This window comes from Dehalobacterium formicoaceticum, from assembly GCF_002224645.1.
Classification (GTDB): Bacteria; Bacillota; Dehalobacteriia; order Dehalobacteriales; family Dehalobacteriaceae; genus Dehalobacterium; species Dehalobacterium formicoaceticum.
Genome location: NZ_CP022121.1, coordinates 2,960,481 through 2,978,919, shown reverse-complemented (window position 1 = coordinate 2,978,919; position 18,439 = coordinate 2,960,481). Strand labels below are relative to the sequence as shown.

At 43.9% G+C, this 18,439-nt stretch carries 16 protein-coding genes; 14 read left to right on the top strand and 2 right to left on the bottom strand.

What is annotated here, in order from left to right; genetic code table 11:
* Positions 1–18 precede the first annotated feature (18 nt).
* From cphA to CEQ75_RS14405, 3 genes are all read left to right on the top strand, one after another.
* Positions 19–2,730, top strand: coding sequence for a cyanophycin synthetase (gene cphA / locus CEQ75_RS14415; protein ID WP_089611774.1), 2,712 nt, complete (start codon positions 19–21; stop codon positions 2,728–2,730).
* An 813-nt stretch (positions 2,731–3,543) separates the two neighbouring features.
* Positions 3,544–4,086 carry a 16S rRNA (guanine(966)-N(2))-methyltransferase RsmD gene (rsmD, locus tag CEQ75_RS14410; protein ID WP_089611772.1) on the top strand — a complete coding sequence of 181 codons (543 nt, stop codon included), beginning with the start codon at positions 3,544–3,546 and terminating at the stop codon, positions 4,084–4,086.
* Between the two features lie 11 nt (positions 4,087–4,097).
* Positions 4,098–4,589, top strand: a complete 492-nt coding sequence (locus CEQ75_RS14405) for a V-type ATP synthase subunit E family protein (RefSeq protein ID WP_089611769.1) — start codon at positions 4,098–4,100, stop codon at positions 4,587–4,589.
* On the opposite strand, the gene ylbJ is transcribed toward CEQ75_RS14405, so the two are convergent.
* Positions 4,579–5,772 carry a sporulation integral membrane protein YlbJ gene (gene ylbJ, locus CEQ75_RS14400; protein ID WP_089611767.1) on the bottom strand — a complete coding sequence of 398 codons (1,194 nt, stop codon included), beginning with the start codon at positions 5,770–5,772 and terminating at the stop codon, positions 4,579–4,581. The genes CEQ75_RS14405 and ylbJ overlap by 11 nt on opposite strands.
* A 213-nt stretch (positions 5,773–5,985) precedes the next feature.
* Between ylbJ and CEQ75_RS14395 the strand changes: the two genes are divergently transcribed.
* From CEQ75_RS14395 to rpmF, 3 genes are all read left to right on the top strand, one after another.
* The gene (locus tag CEQ75_RS14395) at positions 5,986–7,179 is read left to right on the top strand and encodes an acetate/propionate family kinase (protein ID WP_089611765.1); all 1,194 of its coding nucleotides are present in this window, start codon (positions 5,986–5,988) and stop codon (positions 7,177–7,179) included.
* A gap of 103 nt (positions 7,180–7,282) precedes the next feature.
* Complete coding sequence (locus tag CEQ75_RS14390) at positions 7,283–7,849, top strand: YceD family protein (protein ID WP_089611763.1); 567 nt, start codon at positions 7,283–7,285, stop codon at positions 7,847–7,849.
* A 4-nt stretch (positions 7,850–7,853) separates the two neighbouring features.
* Complete coding sequence (rpmF, locus tag CEQ75_RS14385) at positions 7,854–7,991, top strand: 50S ribosomal protein L32 (RefSeq protein ID WP_276538637.1); 138 nt, start codon at positions 7,854–7,856, stop codon at positions 7,989–7,991.
* Positions 7,992–8,057: 66 nt separating this feature from the next.
* On the opposite strand, the gene CEQ75_RS14380 is transcribed toward rpmF, so the two are convergent.
* Positions 8,058–8,561 (bottom strand): MgtC/SapB family protein, encoded by a 504-nt coding sequence (locus CEQ75_RS14380; RefSeq protein ID WP_089611759.1) that lies wholly within the window; start codon positions 8,559–8,561, stop codon positions 8,058–8,060.
* 306 nt (positions 8,562–8,867) lie between these two features.
* On the opposite strand from CEQ75_RS14380, the gene CEQ75_RS14375 reads away from it, so the two are divergent.
* The 8 genes from CEQ75_RS14375 (at position 8,868) to CEQ75_RS14340 (ending at position 18,268) form a co-directional block, all read left to right on the top strand.
* Positions 8,868–9,482 (top strand): RNA polymerase sigma factor, encoded by a 615-nt coding sequence (locus CEQ75_RS14375; protein ID WP_089611757.1) that lies wholly within the window; start codon positions 8,868–8,870, stop codon positions 9,480–9,482.
* A complete protein-coding gene (locus CEQ75_RS14370; protein ID WP_089611756.1) occupies positions 9,482–10,672 on the top strand; it encodes a CapA family protein in 1,191 nt (396 codons plus the stop codon). The genes CEQ75_RS14375 and CEQ75_RS14370 overlap by 1 nt, the downstream gene beginning before the upstream one ends.
* 20 nt (positions 10,673–10,692) lie before the next feature.
* A complete protein-coding gene (gene polA / locus CEQ75_RS14365; protein ID WP_089611754.1) occupies positions 10,693–13,344 on the top strand; it encodes a DNA polymerase I in 2,652 nt (883 codons plus the stop codon).
* A gap of 36 nt (positions 13,345–13,380) precedes the next feature.
* Positions 13,381–14,205, top strand: coding sequence for a DNA-formamidopyrimidine glycosylase (gene mutM, locus CEQ75_RS14360; RefSeq protein WP_089611752.1), 825 nt, complete (start codon positions 13,381–13,383; stop codon positions 14,203–14,205).
* A gap of 49 nt (positions 14,206–14,254) precedes the next feature.
* Positions 14,255–14,857, top strand: coding sequence for a dephospho-CoA kinase (gene coaE / locus CEQ75_RS14355; protein ID WP_276327711.1), 603 nt, complete (start codon positions 14,255–14,257; stop codon positions 14,855–14,857).
* A 67-nt stretch (positions 14,858–14,924) separates the two neighbouring features.
* A complete protein-coding gene (locus CEQ75_RS14350) occupies positions 14,925–15,590 on the top strand; it encodes a lytic transglycosylase domain-containing protein (protein ID WP_089611750.1) in 666 nt (221 codons plus the stop codon).
* A gap of 30 nt (positions 15,591–15,620) precedes the next feature.
* The gene (locus CEQ75_RS14345) at positions 15,621–17,282 is read left to right on the top strand and encodes an ABC transporter substrate-binding protein (RefSeq protein ID WP_089611748.1); all 1,662 of its coding nucleotides are present in this window, start codon (positions 15,621–15,623) and stop codon (positions 17,280–17,282) included.
* A 110-nt stretch (positions 17,283–17,392) separates the two neighbouring features.
* Entirely contained in the window at positions 17,393–18,268 is an 876-nt protein-coding gene (locus CEQ75_RS14340; RefSeq protein ID WP_157677483.1) for a copper transporter, read from the top strand.
* Positions 18,269–18,439 lie beyond the last annotated feature (171 nt).

The following is an 18,439-nucleotide window of genomic DNA, read 5'->3' as shown; positions in this document are numbered from 1 at the left end:
TAATAGGAGGACTTTAGATTGGACATTAAAGAACAGCATATCTACCGGGGACGAAATATCTATTGCCATAAGCCGGTAATCAAGCTTTTGGTAGATGCAGGAGCATTATCAGATATTCCGACAAAAGATCTGTCAGGATTTAATGAGCAATTGCTGAGCAATTTTCCCGGGCTGAAAAAACATTATTGCTCTCTTGGCTATGAAGGCGGTTTTGTCACCCGGTTAAAGGAAGGAACCTATGTCTGCCATGTGGCGGAGCATTTAACCCTTGAATTACAATCCATGGCTGGTTTTGATGTTTATTTCGGCAAAACGAGATGGGCAGAAAACCCCTCTTTGTATCATATCATTTATGAATATATGGATGAAGAAATCGGGTTAGCTTGCGGCTATGCAGCTGTTGAAATTATCTCCTGCCTGGCTCATAATGAATCCGTCTCTACTAAGGCACAGCTGGAAAAGATTAAAAGGCTGGCCGCAGAAACCGCCCTGGGGCCAAGCACCAAAGCCATTTATCAGGCAGCAGAAAAAAGAAAAATTCCTGTCCGGCGGCTGGGTCATGAAAGCTTGCTGCAATTAAGCTATGGCAATAAAATGCGCTTGATTCAAGCTTCCCTTCCTGACGGAACCAGCTGTCTGGCTACTGATATTGCAAAAAACAAGGATTTGACAAAGCAAATGCTGGGCGCTTATGGTATTCCCGTGCCGGAAGGAAGGATTGTCTATGATGAGGAAGAAGCTCTTGCAACAGGAAAGGCTTTAGGATATCCTTTAGCGCTCAAACCTTTTGACGGGAATCAAGGTCGGGGAGTGAGCCTGAATATTCGTGATGAAAATCAGCTGAGAAGCGCTTATCGTGCTGCAGCGAAATACAGCACGGCCTTAATCGTAGAACGGTTTATTTCCGGGAATGATTTCCGGGTTTTGGTGGTGGGTGACCGGGTTGTGGCAGCATCAGAAAGAAAGCCTCCTTTTGTGACGGGGGATGGAATCCATTCCATTAAAGAATTGGTGCATAGGGAAAACCGCAATGTGCAAAGAGGAGTAGGTCATGAAAAACCCTTGACAAAAATTAAATTGGATCATGTCGCCAAACATTTTTTGCATAAAAATGGACTTTCCGAAAATGATATTCCCGGAAAGTCGGAAGTAATTGCTTTAAGAGAAAACGGCAACATCAGCACCGGGGGAACTGCCCGGGATTGTACGGCAGAAGTTCATCCGGTCAATCAGGAAATCGCAGTGCGGGCAGCAAAAATTATTGGTCTAGAGATTGCCGGCATTGATTTTGTGATGGCTGATATTGCCCGGCCCCTTCAAGAAGGAAAGGGTGCGATTGTGGAGGTAAATGCCGGGCCGGGCTTAAGAATGCACCTTTTTCCTACTTTCGGGTCCTCCCGGGATGTGGGTCAGGAGATCATTGACTTCCTGTATCCCCAGGGTGAGGACGTAACCATTCCCATCATCTCAGTCACCGGTACCAACGGGAAAACCACAGTCACCCGTTTATTAAAACATGTTTTATCCTTAACGGGCAAAAGGGTGGGGATGACCTGTACTCAAGGCACTTATATCGGAGGAAAATGTATCTCCATGGGGGACAATACCGGACCTATGAGCGCTCAACTAGTGCTCTCCAACCGGGAGGTGGAAGCGGCGGTGCTGGAAACTGCCCGTGGCGGCATTGTGCGGCGAGGGCTAGGCTATGATTTGGCTGATGTGGGTGTCATTATTAATGTGAGTGATGATCATCGGGGGCAAGACGGCATTGATACCCTGGAAGATCTGGCCTTTGCCAAGTCTCTGGTCATTGAAGCCATTAAACCCGGAGGCTGTGCTGTCTTGAATGCAGATGATCCTATGACCCCTTATTTTGCGAAACGAATTCACGGTAAGATTATTTACTTTTCCCAAAATCATGATAATGATCTGATCAAAAACCATGTGCAAAAAGGCGGCCAGGCTGTAATGGTTATGGATCAGATGATCGTTCTTGATCAGGATGGAAAAAAGATACCTCTTATTTCTGTGCCGGAAATTCCCATTACCTTTGGAGGAAGCTCCAAATGCAACATTGAAAATGCCCTGGCAGCTGTTTCCGCCCTCTACGCTCTAAATATATCCGAGCACATCATTGCCATGGGACTCAGGTCCTTTCACCCGGATGTGAACACCAATCCGGGACGATTTAATCTTTTTGATCTGGGTGATTGTAAAGTGATGTTGGATTATGGACATAACATCTCCGCTTATGAAGCTGTCGGGCAATTAATCCCATATATTGGTACCGAAAGGGCAGTGGGCATTATCGGCATGCCCGGTGACAGAATGGATGAAAATATTATTGAAGCAGGAAAGATTGCAGGCCGAGTATTTTCAAAAATCTATATCAGAGAAGACCGGGATCTGCGCCAAAGAGCGCCTGGCGAGGTGGCCCATCTTTTGTATCAGGGAATCATGGAGGGCGGGGGAGATGAAGGAGAGATCAGCGTGGTGCCTTCCGAGACAGAATCATTACAAATCGCTGTCGAAGAGGCTCTTCCGGGAGATTTGATTGTTTTGTTTTATGAAAATTTTCAGCATGTTTTTGACATCCTGCAAAAATTGATCGAAAAGAGATCCGATATGAGTGAGGATTTCATGCCGGACAAAAGTCGCATTAATGAAATCAATTTCATACCTCCCCAGTTGGAGCAGGGAAATCCTTACCTTTCAGCACATCCAAGCTAAATTGCAGTTGAATTAAAAGCAGTTACATTGGGAAACGGACCAAAAGGAAAAATTTTGGTCCGTTTTATTATGTGATTTTGTGTCAAATCGGTCCAGACAAGCATAACATGTATTGTATAACAAAGGGAAAGGAGCATGTATATGGGCAGGAATGGAAATTGCAATGGCAATGGTTTTGGTTTTGAAGGGATTTTTGATTTGATCATTGTTTTGATTGTCATGCAGTTTTTTTGCAGCTTTGTGAATGATTAAAGGGGAAAAAATTAAAAGGAGGTAATTTCATGGGTATTTTAGGCGGATTGACAGGATTTAACGGTGGTTGTAACGGAATGTTCGACGACATAGTTGATTTAATCATTATTCTGATCGTATTGCAGTTTTTATGTACATGTGTGTTAAACAACAATAACAGATGTTGCTAAAAAAGAAAATATTGGCATAGGGTCAAAACAGGCACGATCGGATTCCTTCGATCGTGCCTGTTTCCTTTTCAGATCCGGATTTCAAAAAAAATTCCGCAGAAGCTCCTATGCTCTGCGGATAGTGGTTGCTTTCACAACCTGGGAGAGGAGAAACCAAGGTAGAGCTTATGGGGGATGGTTATCAAAAATTAATAACCTGCAGCTCTCCTTTGAGTGGTTTCTGATAAGTATTTTGTACCTTTGCCGGTAAAAATATACCGGAAAATATTAAAAATTAAGGACAAGAATTTGTGAATCTTGTCGAAAATAAATAGATGAGACAACTTGGTGTAAAAACATCGTGATTTGAAGAACAATATGTTATAATTTGTTGGTAAAGGGGTGAATTGATTTGCGGGTAATTTCCGGGGAAGCAAAAGGACGCAGATTGAAGGCTCCGAAAGGTTTTGCCACCAGACCAACGACCGACCGCGTCAAGGAGGCTATTTTCAATGTCTTATCAGCCAAAATTCCGGGCAGTGCCGTCCTTGATGTTTTTGCCGGAACGGGAGGTTTGGGGATCGAAGCTCTAAGCAGAGGTGCGACGCTGGCCCACTTTATTGAAAAAAACAGGGAAGCTGCTTCGATTGTGCAAAATAATCTGGTGCATACAGGCTTAAGCCCAAAGGCCCAGGTTCTCCAGGGGGATTTTGCTTTTCTGTTAGCACGGTTGAAGGAAAGGTATGATCTGATTTTTCTTGATCCGCCTTATCATCAAGGATTTGTGCTGCAAGCCGTTTCCTTAATAATTAAATACGGATTATTAAGTGAGCATGGGGTGATAATCATTGAAACCGGCAGCAAGGAAAAAGAACTACCCCAGGAGGAAGAACTTGTTTTAGTGAAAGAATCGGTTTATGGCGATACCGCAGTTTTATATTACCAATTTCGTTAGGAGGATTTTTCATGGATGTAGTAAAACTTTTGGATGAAATGGAGAATATTATTGATTCAGGGTCACGGATACCATTAGTGGGTAAGGTGATTATTGATGCTGAAACTCTTTTGGAATGTATGGACCGCATCAGAACTTCCTTGCCGGAGGAAATAAAACAGGCCAAGTATGTGAACTTGGAAAAAGAAAAGATGATGCAGGAGGCGCAAAGCCGGGCTTCCCGGGTGTTGGAAGAAGCGGAAAGCCAGGCCAAGAAAATTCTCTCTGAGGATCAAATCATGCGTCAGGTTCAGACGGAAGCGGAAGAGCTGCTGCAGCAGGCACGAAAAACCTCTGCCGAAATCAAACAGGGGGCGAAGGTCTATGCCAATGATGTTTTGCATCAATTAGAGCTTAATATCGAAAAAGCTCTTTATACCGTGAAAAAAGGCCGGGAGGAACTCCAGGGACAACAGCCCCGTCCTAATGTCAATACCAATATTAACGCCAACACTAAAATTTAAACTTTTTTAACCTATCTCTGATATTAAAAACTAAAATCCAAAAGAAAGCAACCATTATGGACCATAAAGGTGAAGCCAAACAAAGTCCCCAGGGAATGAGGACATATAAGAGCGGATGGTGGGGAATCTTAGGAACAAACATCATATTTACCACACCCATAACCTGGCTTTGGATTAATACATAGGTAAATAATCCTGCTAGTAGCATATGAGCAATCCGGGTGAGAAAAAAAGGGAAAAAACGCAGGTCCGAGTCGCTGATGATACCCATGACTTGGGCCTGAATGCTGAGGCCCCCCCATCCCATAATCATGCTCACGGCAATGATTTGCAGGGGGAGGGCGGCACTGCATTCTCCGACCATTTTTACGCCCAGGGTCATTTCGAAGAGACCTCCGGAAAGGGCCGTAATTAAGGGGTCAGGAAAATGTAAAGGAGAAAAAATCAAAGCCAGAATTATTTCCAAATACTGACGGATGCCTGAAGTTCCCAAAACAGCTATAATCACGGCAAAGAGGACAATGAATCCGCCGATAGTTAACAAACTTTGAATGGATTTGCTGATGGCATCCGATAGGAGTTTACCTAAAGAGCGGCCATCCTTTTTTTGGGCTTCAAACATAGCTTGGAAACTTTTACTGATCAGATGATCATAATTGATTTTTCCAGGGATCTTCTCCGGATCATCGGCACCGTAGAATCTCAGCAGAAAGCCCAGGCATAAATTGGAGAGATAATGGGCGGTGGCAAGGAGCAGTCCTAATGCCGGATTTTGAAAAATTCCTACAGATACTGCGACAAAAATAAAAAGGGGGCTGGCGTTATTGGTAAAAGATATCAAGCGTTCCCCTTCAATTCGGGTACATAGGTGCTGATTGCGAAGCTTGGTAGTCAAAGATGCGCCCACGGGAAAACCGGAGGAATAGCCTAAGGCCACAACAAAGGCAGCAGAGCCTGGCAGATTAAAAATAGGGCGCATTATAGGTTCCAGGAGGATACTGATAAAATGCACAACGCCCAACCCTAAGAAAAGCTCTGCCATAATAAAAAAAGGCAGTAAGGCAGGTAAGACAATGGTCCACCAGGTTTCCAACCCCATGGTGGCTGCTGCCAGGGTTTCTTTCGGGAAGATGAGCATGGAGATGCATAGAAGTATTGTGGTTAATGGCAAAAGCATTTTCATGACAGATCACCTGATTCGGAAAGCTCATATTACTAAATATATTCTTCTTAAGGATCACTTTAGACCAGGTAAAGAAATGATGAACACAATATCTTGAACACTAAATAAAAAGAAATGGGTTTAATTTGTGAAAAAAATCATTTATAATAGGTTAAATAAATAAATTACAGTTATTAAGATCATAATAATATGATATTGCAGGAGGTCAATGTAATGAAAATTTTAGTATTGAATTCGGGGAGCTCTTCTTTAAAGTACCAATTATTTGATATGACTGATGAATCGGTTTTGGCTAAAGGTCTGGTGGAAAGAATTGGTTTAGAGGGCTCATTGCTCACCCATCGCCCGGCGAACAAAGAAAAACAAGTGATCAACACTGATATTCCAGATCATACAACAGCGATTCAATTGGTTTTGGATGCTTTGACTAACCCGGATTATGGCGTGATTTCTTCTATGGATGAGATCGGTGCTGTTGGTCATCGGATAGTGCATGGCGGTTCTGTCTTTACGGAGACCACTATTATTAATGATGAAGTGGTTGCTGAAATAGAAAAGTTAATACCTTTAGCTCCTTTACATAACCCTCCGGGCATCGCCGGCATTAAAGCTTGCCGAAGTATTTTGCCTAATGTACCTCAGGTGGCTGTTTTTGATACGGCCTTTCATCAGAGTATGCCGGAAGTTTCTTATATTTATGGACTGCCTTATGAATATTTTGAAAAGTACGGCATCAGGAGATATGGTTTCCATGGTACCTCCCACCGCTATGTTTCCCATCGCGCGGCAGAAATTTTGGGTGAACCCCTGGAAGATCTGAAAATGATTACCTGTCATTTGGGCAATGGTTCCAGCATTGCTGCTATTGATAAAGGAAAGGTAATGGATACCACCATGGGTTTCACCCCCTTGGAAGGATTAATGATGGGAACCAGATCCGGTAATGTGGATCCGGCAATTATCAGCTTTATCATGGAAAAAGAAAACTTGACCATTAAAGAAGTAGACGAATTATTGAACAAGAAAAGCGGCTTCCTGGGTGTTTCCGGGGTAAGCAGCGATTTAAGAAATGTGGAAGAGGCAGCTTCAGAGGGTAATTATCATGCCCAGCTGGCGATTGATATGTTTTATCAAAAAATCGTTCGTTTTATCGGTGCATTTGTGGCTGAGATCAACGGGATTGATGTTCTGGTCTTTACCGCCGGGATCGGTGAAAATTCACCTCAAATGCGGGAAGCAGTATGTGACAAGCTGGAATTCCTGTGCTTGTTTATTGATAAAGAGAAGAACAAATTCCGTGGGGAAGAAAGGGAAATCAGCCGGCCGGGTTCAAAAGTCAAGGTATTTGTCATTCCCACCAATGAAGAATTGATGATCGCCCGGGATACAGCTACTTTGGTAAAATAAGACTGGTTTGTCATGATAAGATGCTTTTTTCTTGACATTCTGTCCTGAGATTTATATAATAAGCAATGGGTTTACCTGAAGCTCAAAATGGAGTGCGGTTGAGATGAAAATTAATGTCGGTAAGATCAAAAATGTTTTTGGGAAAAATGATTCTCTGGAATATGAGGAATCTCTGCCTCAACTTATTGTAGAAGGCGGGGATATTATTAAGCTGACTGCTCCTTTGAAATTTTCCGGGCAGGTAGAAAACCTGGGTGACAGGCTCTTGATCGAAGGAGCAATACATACTGCCGTCGAATTATTATGCAGCCGTTGTATGGAACCCACAAGCATTCCGATTCATGCTCCTTTAAAAGAAATTTTCGCCAACCATATAATCGCTGATGAAGATGAAGATGAAATATTTCTTTACGAAGGTGATGAACTGGATATTACACCTCATATTTCCCGGGCAATTATGTTGGAATTGCCGATGAAGGTAATGTGCAAAGAAGATTGTCAAGGTCTTTGCCCGGAATGCGGGATTAATTTAAATTTAAAAAAATGCCAATGTGTTAAAGAAACGATCGATCCTCGTTTCGCGGTATTGGAAAAGTTTGCAAGTCAGAGTTTTACTGAAGGGGGTGTTAGCAGTGGGAGTACCAAAGGGGAAAACATCGAAGGCGAATAAAAGAATGCGTCGGGCAACGCAAAAGATCAGTGCGCCTTCTTTATCTGAGTGTCCGCAATGTCATGCCTTTAAATCACCACACCACGTTTGTCCGGAATGTGGCTATTATAAAGGAAAAGAAGTTGTTTCCAAAGCAGAATAATCAGCAAATCATTAAAAAAGCACCTGTTCTCAGGCGCTTTTTTTCATCAAATCATTATGATTGGGGTTAGCTTTCCTCTTGATGATGCACAGGATGCTCTGATTCAGATTCACAATTGGGGGGCGTTTTTTTTACAAAATTAAGTTTTTCAAATACATTTGAGATATGCAGAGCCACAAAGATGAAGGCTACGGTGGCAAAGACTAAAAAGAAGTGTCCCAAGCCAACACCAATCCCTAATCCGGCCGTGGCCCAGATATTTGCCGCAGTTGTAACCCCTTGGACGCCCCCTAAAGGTTCCCGCCAGATGATTCCGGCACCCAAAAAACCGATTCCGGTGATAATCCCTACAATTAAACGGGCCGGATCCATGGTCGTCACACCGCGAAATTCTTCAAATCCATAAGCAGAAATAATGGCAATAGATGTGGTGGATATGCAGACCAGGGTATGGGTTCTAAGACCGGCTGTTTTGTGCTTTATGCTGCGTTCAATACCTAAAATGATACCCACGATGGTGGCCACCAGAAGACGTAATAAGATATCCTGATAAGATATTCCTATCTTCATCACCCCCCAGAAAAATAAATGATTGCCGAATAAATTTATAAGCCGCCTATTTTTTCTTATGGTATGAATTCTTTTACAAAATTATGATGCTTAAACTTGTGTTTTTAGAGAGCTTCTGCTATTTTTTGGTCGGACAATATTTTTTCTTTTTTGCCAATTAATTGATTCGGTCTGTTATAATTATAATGATATTATACATTTTATTTGCTAGCAGGAAAAAATGCAAGAAATTCAGTTTTTTTTGTTGAAATATTGAATTCTCTGATGCAATCCCTATGGAAATCAATGAATGGAGAATTTGGAAAAATGTCTACGGTTGAAGAATTAGTGCGCCGGAGCCAGCAAGGGGATATTGCCGCTTTTGAGGAGTTAATATCTCAGCACCAGCAAAAAACATACAATATTGCCTATCGTTTGATGGGCAATCATCATGATGCGGGTGATTTGGCTCAGGAAGCCTTGATAAAAGTTTATAAATCCATCGGAAGTTTCCGGTATGATTCATCTTTCAGTACCTGGGTTTATCATATTGTAACCAATGTCTGCCGGGACGAACTTAGAAAACGCAGCCGTCACCAGGTCTCCTATCTGGATGAACCTGTATCTCTCTATGATGGTGAGGTGCATAAGGAAGTAGCAGATGATACCTTTAACCCTGAAGATGCTTATGAGCGCAAAGAATCGGCAGAATACATTCAGGGACTGATCAATACCCTTAATCCGGAGTATCGTATGGTGATTATCCTTCGGGAAATGTTAGGATTAAGTTACGAAGAAATAGCCCAGGAATTGGACATTACTTTGGGCACGGTGAAATCCAGACTGAATCGTGCCAGGAAATATTTAAAAGAACGGATAGTAAGAGGCGGGGAAAACCCCTCATCGGATACGAGTCGCGTCCTTAGGGAGGGAGGAAATTAATGGCCAGTAGGGAATGGACCAAGCACCGGCGATTATTATTTCTGGCCCTTTTGTTTTGTGGTTTTTTTATTGTATCGGGGGTTTATGCGCTGCTGAAAGAAGACGGGAAGATGGGGCAAAGTGTTATGGATCAAACTGCTCTCATCATGGCTGGAACAGATCAAGAGAAGACGGGGGAGAAAGCTCAGATAGCAATAAAAGTGGAGCAGGAAGCGTTATCTCTTGTAGCTGTGGGTGATGTGATGCTGGGGCGGAAAATTGATGATGTGATGCGCACAAAAGGGATGGGATATCCTTTCTTAAAGACGGCACCTCTTCTGGGACAGGCGGATATTGCCTTTGCCAATTTGGAAACTCCACTCTTCAACCAAGGGAACCCCTCTCCGGAGAAGGAGATTTTGTTCCGGGGACAACCGGAATATGCCCAAGCCTTATCCCAGGCGGGTTTTGACGTGGTCAGTCTGGCCAATAATCATGCTTTGGATTATGGTATTCGGGCGTTGTCCCAGACCATGACTCTTTTGCATGGCTCCGGTATCAGTACCGTGGGTGGGGGGAAGAATACGGATGAAGCCCGCCAACCGGTCATAATTAATGAAAAAGGGATGAGCATTGCTTTTTTGGCTTATTGTAAGATCGAGGATATAACGGAGCTTCATCAGCAGATATCCAAAACTAAAGGGGGGCAAGGTATTCCGGGGATCGCACCTCTGATCATGGAAGAAATCAAAAAGGATATTCAAAAAGCAAAGGAAAAGGCCGATATTGTGATTATCTCCCTCCATTGGGGTGGGGAGTATCAGGATCATCCTAAGAACGAACAAAGGGAAATCGCCCATCAACTGATCGATGCCGGGGCAAATGTGATTTTAGGACATCATCCCCATACAATCCAAGGGTTGGAGTGGTATCAGGGAGGATTGATTGCTTATTCTCTGGGGAACTTTGTCTTTGATCAAAATCAGAATGCCAGAACCCAAGAAGGCTTGCTGTTACATTTGAAAATGCAAGAAGCTGCTCTCCGACAAGCAGAGGTTTTCCCTATCTATATTAACCAGGGACAGCCGGAAGTGGCAGAAGGGGAAAAAGGAGCGGGGATTATGAAGCGTACCGCTTATCTTTCGGAACAATTGGGGACCCAGGTGCGGATCAAAGACGGAAAAGGGCTCATAATGCCGGGGGACAGTTAGCAGGATGGAGGAAAATATTGATGAAAAAGTTCTTGATTGTAGACGGAAACAGTTTGATTCACCGGGCTTTTTACGCTCTGCCCCTGCTTTCTAATGCCCAAGGTCAGTTTACCAATGGGGCTTATGGCTTCACCACCATGTTTACTAAAATCCTTGACGAAGAAAAACCGGATTATGTTGTTGTGTGTTTTGATAAGGATAAAAAAACCTTTCGTACGGAGCAGTTTAAGGACTATAAGGGGCAACGCAAACCAACGCCGGCGGAGCTTGCCACTCAGTTTGCTTTGGTGCGGCAAATCATTAACGCCCTTAATGTGGTCTATGAAGAACTGGATGGATATGAGGCGGATGACATCATTGGCGCCATGGTAAAAAGGGGAGAAGAGGCAGGCTTTACCAATCTGATTTTAACCGGAGATAAGGATGCTCTGCAATTGGTATCTAATCATTCAACGGTTTTATTAATCAGAAAGGGGATTTCCGAGCTGGAGCCCTTTGACGAGCAGGCAATTTTCGACAAGTACGCTTTAAAGCCCTATCAAATCATTGATTTAAAAGGCCTGATGGGGGATTCTTCCGACAATATCCCCGGCGTACCTGGGGTAGGTGAGAAGACGGCATTAAAATTATTGCACCAGTATCAAACTGTGGAAGGTATCTATGAAAATTTAGAGGAACTGACCCCCAAATTAAGAAGCAAACTGGCCGAAAACCGGCAGCTGGCGGATCTGTCGAAGGATCTGGCCACCATTCGGACCGATCTACCCTTGGAAATTGACTTATCACGTTATAAGTCCAGTGCTCCTAATTATGAGGAACTTTTAAAGGTCTATCGGGAATTAGAATTTAAAAGTCTGGTGCCGGGTGTGCTGGACCGCATGGCTGGAGAACTAGAAAAACCTGTGATGTCTGGGGAGAAGAGGGAGGTTGTTCCTCGCGTTACGGTCCTGGAGGACAGAACATCCCTATCCAATATTATTTCTTCATCCGGTACCGGGAAGAAGCTAGCCATTTATACCCTGCACCAGGGGAATTATTTTCAAGGAGATATCGTGGCCCTGGCGTTGGCCTTTTCCGGGGAAGAATCTTATGTGATTTTCCTCGCCGACAAGGAAGAGGAAGAGAAAAGGCAAATTCTCCAGACTGTTTTTTCCGGAGCACCAGAGAAAAAGATTGTGTATAACGGGAAGGAACTCCTGGTAATGCTGGCCCGGCATGGGGTTTCTTTTTCAGGAGAATTCTCCGATGTGATGTTAGGAGCTTATTTATTGGATCCCGGGTCGTCAGCTCATTACAGCTTGGAAGCTCTGGCCTTGGAATATTTGCAGATACCTTTGCTGGCCAAGGAACAGGCGGAAGAGGATTACGGCATCAGGGTGCAGATCCTCTGGCAATTGTCGGATCTTCTGGAAAGGAAGCTTAAAGAGCAGGAGATGGAAGATCTCTACCGCCAGGTGGAGCTTCCCTTGGAGAAAATCCTGGCTCAGATGGAGCTGGCCGGGATTAAAGTGGAAAAGGCTCAATTAGAGGTGATGTCCAAGGAATTGGAAGCCGCCATCACTCTGGTGCGGTCAGAGATTTACCGGCAGGCGGGGGAAGAATTCAATCTTAATTCTCCCAAGCAATTAGGCGTAATTCTCTTTGAAAAACTGGGACTTCCGCCCCTTAAGAAAACAAAAACCGGCTATTCCACCAGCGCAGAGGTTTTGGATCAATTGGCGGAGCGGCATGAGATTGTGGCCCAGATCTTGGAATACCGCACCCTGGCAAAATTAAAATCCACCTATGTGGATGGGCTGCAGCCTTTAATTAACCCGGAAACTGGGAAATTACACACCTCTTTCAATCAGATGGTTACAGCTACCGGGCGTCTTTCCTCCACCGAACCTAATCTTCAGAATATTCCCATCCGCATTGAGCTGGGGCGGCGCATTCGCAAGGTCTTCGTTCCGGAGACCGAAAACAATATACTTCTGGCCGGAGATTATTCCCAGATTGAGTTGCGGGTATTGGCCCACATCTCCCAAGATCCGGTGCTGCAGGAGGCTTTTCGGGCAGATCAGGATATTCATACCAGAACAGCGGCCGAGGTTTTTGGTGTTCCTATGGATCAGGTGGATGGTGAAATGAGGAGAAGAGCCAAGGCAGTTAATTTCGGCATCGTTTATGGGATCAGTGATTATGGTTTATCCCGGGATTTGGGAATTCCCCGGCATGATTCCAAACATTATATCGAACAATATTTTAAACGCTACCCGGGGGTAGCCGCCTATCTGGAAGCGATTGTCGCGGAAGCGAAAGATAAAGGTTATGTAACGACACTGCTGAAGCGGCGGCGTTATCTTCCCGATATCTTGAGTTCCAATTATAATGTGCGCAGCTTTGGGGAACGCACGGCCATGAATACCCCGATTCAGGGAAGCGCGGCAGATATTATCAAGGTTGCCATGATTGATGTGGCCGAATTTATGCAGTCTGAGGGCTACCGGTCAAAGATGATTTTGCAGGTCCATGATGAATTGATCTTTGACGTTCTCCCGGAGGAATTATCATCTCTGGCCCAGGGGATTAAATCCCGGATGGAGCAGGCGATTTCCTTATCGGTACCTTTGAAAGTAGACTTAAAGACAGGCCCTGACTGGTACCAGATGGAGAAATATCAGGTAGAGTGAGTGAACTCTTTCATTAATCATCAAGGAGAGGATATCATGCCGGAACTGCCTGAAGTAGAAACTGTGCGCAGATCATTGGAGGAACGATTATTAGGCTTACAAATAAAAAAGATTACCATTAATCATCATAGTGTGATTGCCGCACCTGAGGTTCCGGCGTTCCAAGAAAATCTTTTGGAGCAAACTTTTCTGCAAGTGGGACGACGAGGTAAATACCTCATCTTTGACCTAACCTCAAATTGGAAAATGGTGGTTCATCTGCGTATGACCGGCCGGTTGGTTTATGGCGATGCCGGAATGCCGCTGCTGAAGCACACCCACGTAATTTTTTCCCTGGATAATGGGGCGGAATTAAGATTTACGGATCCCCGGCGTTTTGGCCGGATATGGCTGGTACCGGCACAGGATATTGCTCTGATTTCCGGTCTGAGCACCTTGGGGCCGGAACCTTTAGGAGGAGAGTTTTCCCCGGAAGTTTTTCAAGAGCAATTGCACCGGAGAAAAACAAAAATCAAGTCTCTTCTTTTGGATCAACGTTTTATTGCTGGCATCGGTAATATTTATGCCGATGAAATTTTATTCAGGAGTTGTATTCATCCGGAAAGGAGCGCGGATTCCTTAAGTGATGAGGAAATCAAGTGCTTGTTTCAGTCGGTTATTGATATCTTGCAGGAAGCGGTAGAGCATCGGGGCACCAGCTTCAGCGATTATGTGGACGGACTGGGGGCAAAAGGTACCCATCAAAATTATGTAAAAGTTTATCAAAGAGCGGGGAACAACTGTCTCCGCTGCGGCGGTGTCATTGAACGCATGAAAATCGGAAGCCGCAGTGCCTACTATTGCCCCCAATGCCAAAAGTGAACTCGTTCATCTAAAGCTAAATAAAATGTTTGGATCAGGTGTGATATTATTGAAAATCATTGGATTAACAGGAGGCATTGCCAGCGGTAAAAGTACAGTAACCGCTTATTTAAGGGAATTGGGTGTCAAGGTAATCGATGCCGATCAGATTGCCCGGGAAGTGGTATGTCCCGGTCAACCTGCTTACCAGAAAATTGTAGCGGAATTTGGTGGAGACATCCTTTTGCCTGACGGAGAACTGAATCGAGAAAAATTAGGCAGCATTATTTTTCAAAATCCCCTTGCCCGGAAAAAATTAGACCAAATTACCCATCCCGCAATCTTTCGGGAAATGGATAAGCAAATAGAGGAATTCAAGGTTCAGAAACCTGATGGAGTGGTAGTCTTGGATATTCCTTTGTTGATTGAAACGGAAATGCAGAAGAAGGTAGATGAGGTTTGGCTCACTTTTCTGCCGGAGGAGCTGCAGCTGCAGCGTTTAATGGAACGAGACGGGCTAACCCGAAGTGAGGCTGCAAAAAGGCTATCATCTCAGATGCCTCTTAAAGAAAAAATAAAATTTGCTCATCGAGTGATTGACACATCGGGAATATTATTGGATACTAAAAAACAGGCGGGTGATTGCTGGCAAAAGATTAATCAAGGTAAATAGCATAATAACCGGACAGGAAGGATATGGTTTATGAGAGGAACTACATTTTATTTGGGAGTGGGCAGGATTGTCTTTTATTTTTCGGCGGTTCGTTAAATTTTTTGTTAGCTTAGGCATTCTGGCTGGTTTAGCTTTCATTGTGTTTTATAGCGGACCGGTGCAAAGAATTTTTTATCCCATATTATATCGGGAATATGTTTTTAAATATGCTGATCAATATCAGGTGGATCCATTATTAGTGGCAGCGATAATCAGAAAGGAAAGCCGCTATGCTCCTACCGCAGTCTCTCCAACCGGAGCCAGAGGATTGATGCAGATTATGCCGGATACGGCGGACTGGGCTTCCAAGCAATTGGAGATCGAATTCCATCAGGATATGCTATTTGATCCGGAATATAACATCCGCATGGGATGCTGGTATTTGCGCAAGCTGCAAGATACCTTTCCGGATAATTTACCTGTCACATTGGCATCTTATAATGCCGGCCAGGGCAATGTGAGTCGTTGGCTGGAAGAAGGGATCTGGAATGGGGAACTGAGTCAGCTGGACCGAATTCCTTTTGCTGAAACCCGCACCTACGTGAGCACGGTCCTCACTTATTACCGGCATTATCAAAGGTTGTATCGAGGGGAAAAGATCCGTGGGGATAGCAATAGCATTGATATTGCCGCTATTACCAACAAAATTACGGAAAAAATCTTAATTATGATCTCTGATAAAAGCGGCAGTTAAGAAATCCTGCAGAAAAGAGATAAGGCTAATATGGAAAGAACAACGATCAAGTCAAAAATAAAACAAACCAGGAAGAGCTTTTTTATTCTTTTCTTTCTGATATTCATGGTCCTGCTTTTTTCAATCACAGGCTGCAGCAGAGGAAATGAGGCGGAACCATCGAGATCATCTGAATCCACCTCCTATCAGGAGAAGGGGGTAATTTTTGAATACCTGAAAACTCCGGTGACCACCATTGATCCGGCCTATGTACAAAATGACAGCGAAATTATGATTGCCAAGCTGATTTTCCAAGGATTAGTTAAGGAGAATCAGCAAGGGGAAACGGTACCCTGCATTGCCCGGGACTGGGAGGTTTCTCCTGATGGTTTGACCTATACCTTCCATTTAAATAAGGGAGTGCTTTTCCATAACGGGAAGGAAATTAAGGCCGATGATTTTAAGTTTTCCTGGGAAAGGGTTTTGCGCCTGCGGGCGCCTGCCTCTTATCTGTTTGCCAACATTCAAGGAGCGGAAACTGTTTTATCCGGTGGAGGGACATTGGTTTCTGGGATTACAGCTCTTAATGAATACATCCTTCAAATAAAATTGAACCACAGGCAAAATAATTTCATTAACCTTCTTACCCATCCGGCGGGGGCCGTTTTGGATCGCTATGAGCTGGTGGAGCAGGGAGTTCATTATGCCAAAGCAGGCAGTATGAAGAACCCGGCCTTAATGCCCAGCGGAGCAGGTCCCTTTCAGTTGATTGAATGGATCGGAGGACGCAGTCTGACCTTGGGGAGGAATGCATCTTATTTTGGGGAAAAACCATCTATCTTTCGATTGGAATTCTCCTTTGCCGGGAAAACGAAAGATGCTCTGCTGGAATTTTTAGCGGGGAATATTCATATTTTGCAGGATATTAACCCCATCGATATGACTTTTTTGCCAAAGACAGAGACGCTGCCGGACTTGGTGGATCAGCCCCTGCGTCAATTTAGATATGTAGGGATCAATGACCGGATCAGACCTTTTAATAATAAGGGAGTGCGGGATGCAGTGCTTTACAGTCTTAATGCTGGGGAAATTCTCCAGGCTGCCCGGGGTAAGGGCGGGGCGGAGATCAAGGGAACAGTGACAGATTATTGGTATGACCAGGCGGGGCAGGACCAGGCACCGATTTCCTATAACAAAAATCTGGCCATGCAGAGTCTGGTTCAGGCAGGATATCCGGAAGGAGCTAATTTACCGGAAATTTCACTTTACTGTGGTTCTACGGAGGAAGATCAAATTGTCGCTAAAAAGATGATGGAGAATTTAGCATCCGTGGGACTGAAAGTAAAGATCCATTATCTCTCCCAGAAGGATTTGCGTCAAGCGATCAAAGACGGGCAGGCTGCCTTTTATACCAGGAAGTATTCCGCCTTTAGCAATGAATTGGATGATTTTTTTCAGGAAGAAGTTAATTCCCGATGGCAGAAAACCTTCGTTAACTCCACTTGGGATCAGTTATTGACCAACGCCGTACAACAGGATCAGGCGGGCAGATTCAGACTTTATCGCCAACTGGAAAAAGAAATAATGGCTCAAAGCAGGATCCGCTATTTATATTCTTATCGCTCTTCCGTAGCAGTTTCCCAGAATGTGGATAATTTTCAGCTAGGCAGGGCAAACAATGTAATTTATGAAGAAATCCGTCTCAAACAATAAAGAACATCAGACTAAAAATATCTAATAAAAGAGACAAATCAGATACCATGTATAAATAAATAGCCTTCAGTGACATGCTATGGTAGAGATTCATCATGGGAGGAATGACCGTGATTGATTTTAAATACCATGTAACAGCACTGGTGGCTATTTTTCTTGCCCTGGGGATTGGTATGCTGATCGGCAGCCAGACTTTGGGGAATGAGTTTATCGGCAGCCAGCAAGAAGCCTTAATTAATCGTTTGGAAGGGGATTTTCAGCAACTGCGCATTCAAAACGGACTGACCCAAAGTCAATTGGCGGCAGCTAACGAAGAGGCAGATACCTATCAGGAAATTTGCCGCCAGATGATGCCCGCTTTGATTAAAAACAAGTTAGAAAACTACCGGGTGGTGGTGGTTCAAACCAACAGCAATCAAAAGAACAGTTTAAATGAGATTATTAATCCTTTGGAGCTTGCCGGAGCCCAGGTGGATGCGGTGATTTCTCTTGCCAATGATTTTTCTCTGGCCCATGTAAGCAGCTCCCTCACACTCCCGGAAACGGATGCAGAAAAACCGATCATGGAATTGTTGGGGGAGGCAATTCTATTTGGGGATGAAAATGGAATCATGTCGGATTTTGCCGAGGAAGGAATGATCAATATTTCCGGGGTGACAGGAAATTCTATTGATGCCGTGATCTTAGTCGGTGGCAGTGACAGGGAGTCGGAAGAACAGGTCAAAAACCTGGATTTAATCTTGGCGGATTTCTTTATCCGGAAAGATGTTAAAGTGATTGGGGTAGAATCAAGCTCAGTTTCTTATTCATATATCCCATATTATAATCAAAATGGCCACAGCAAGCTAATGGCAACCGTGGATAATATTGATGATATCACGGGGCAAATTTCGTTGATTTACTCCATATTAGGAGCAAAAGGAGATTTTGGGGTAAAGGAGACAGCTAAAAGCCTGATGCCGGATTTGCTGCAGATGGATTGGTAGAAGTGAAGATAAAAGTGGCAGTGCGTTATTAAACAAATTCACTTGGAATTTGGGAAGGCTTCTTGAATTACGAAAAATATGAAGAATATATTGAATAAATTCTAGTTGAATCATAGCCAGGCTTATGGTATAATACGTTTTGTGCATGAATTAATTTTAATCTGCACATAA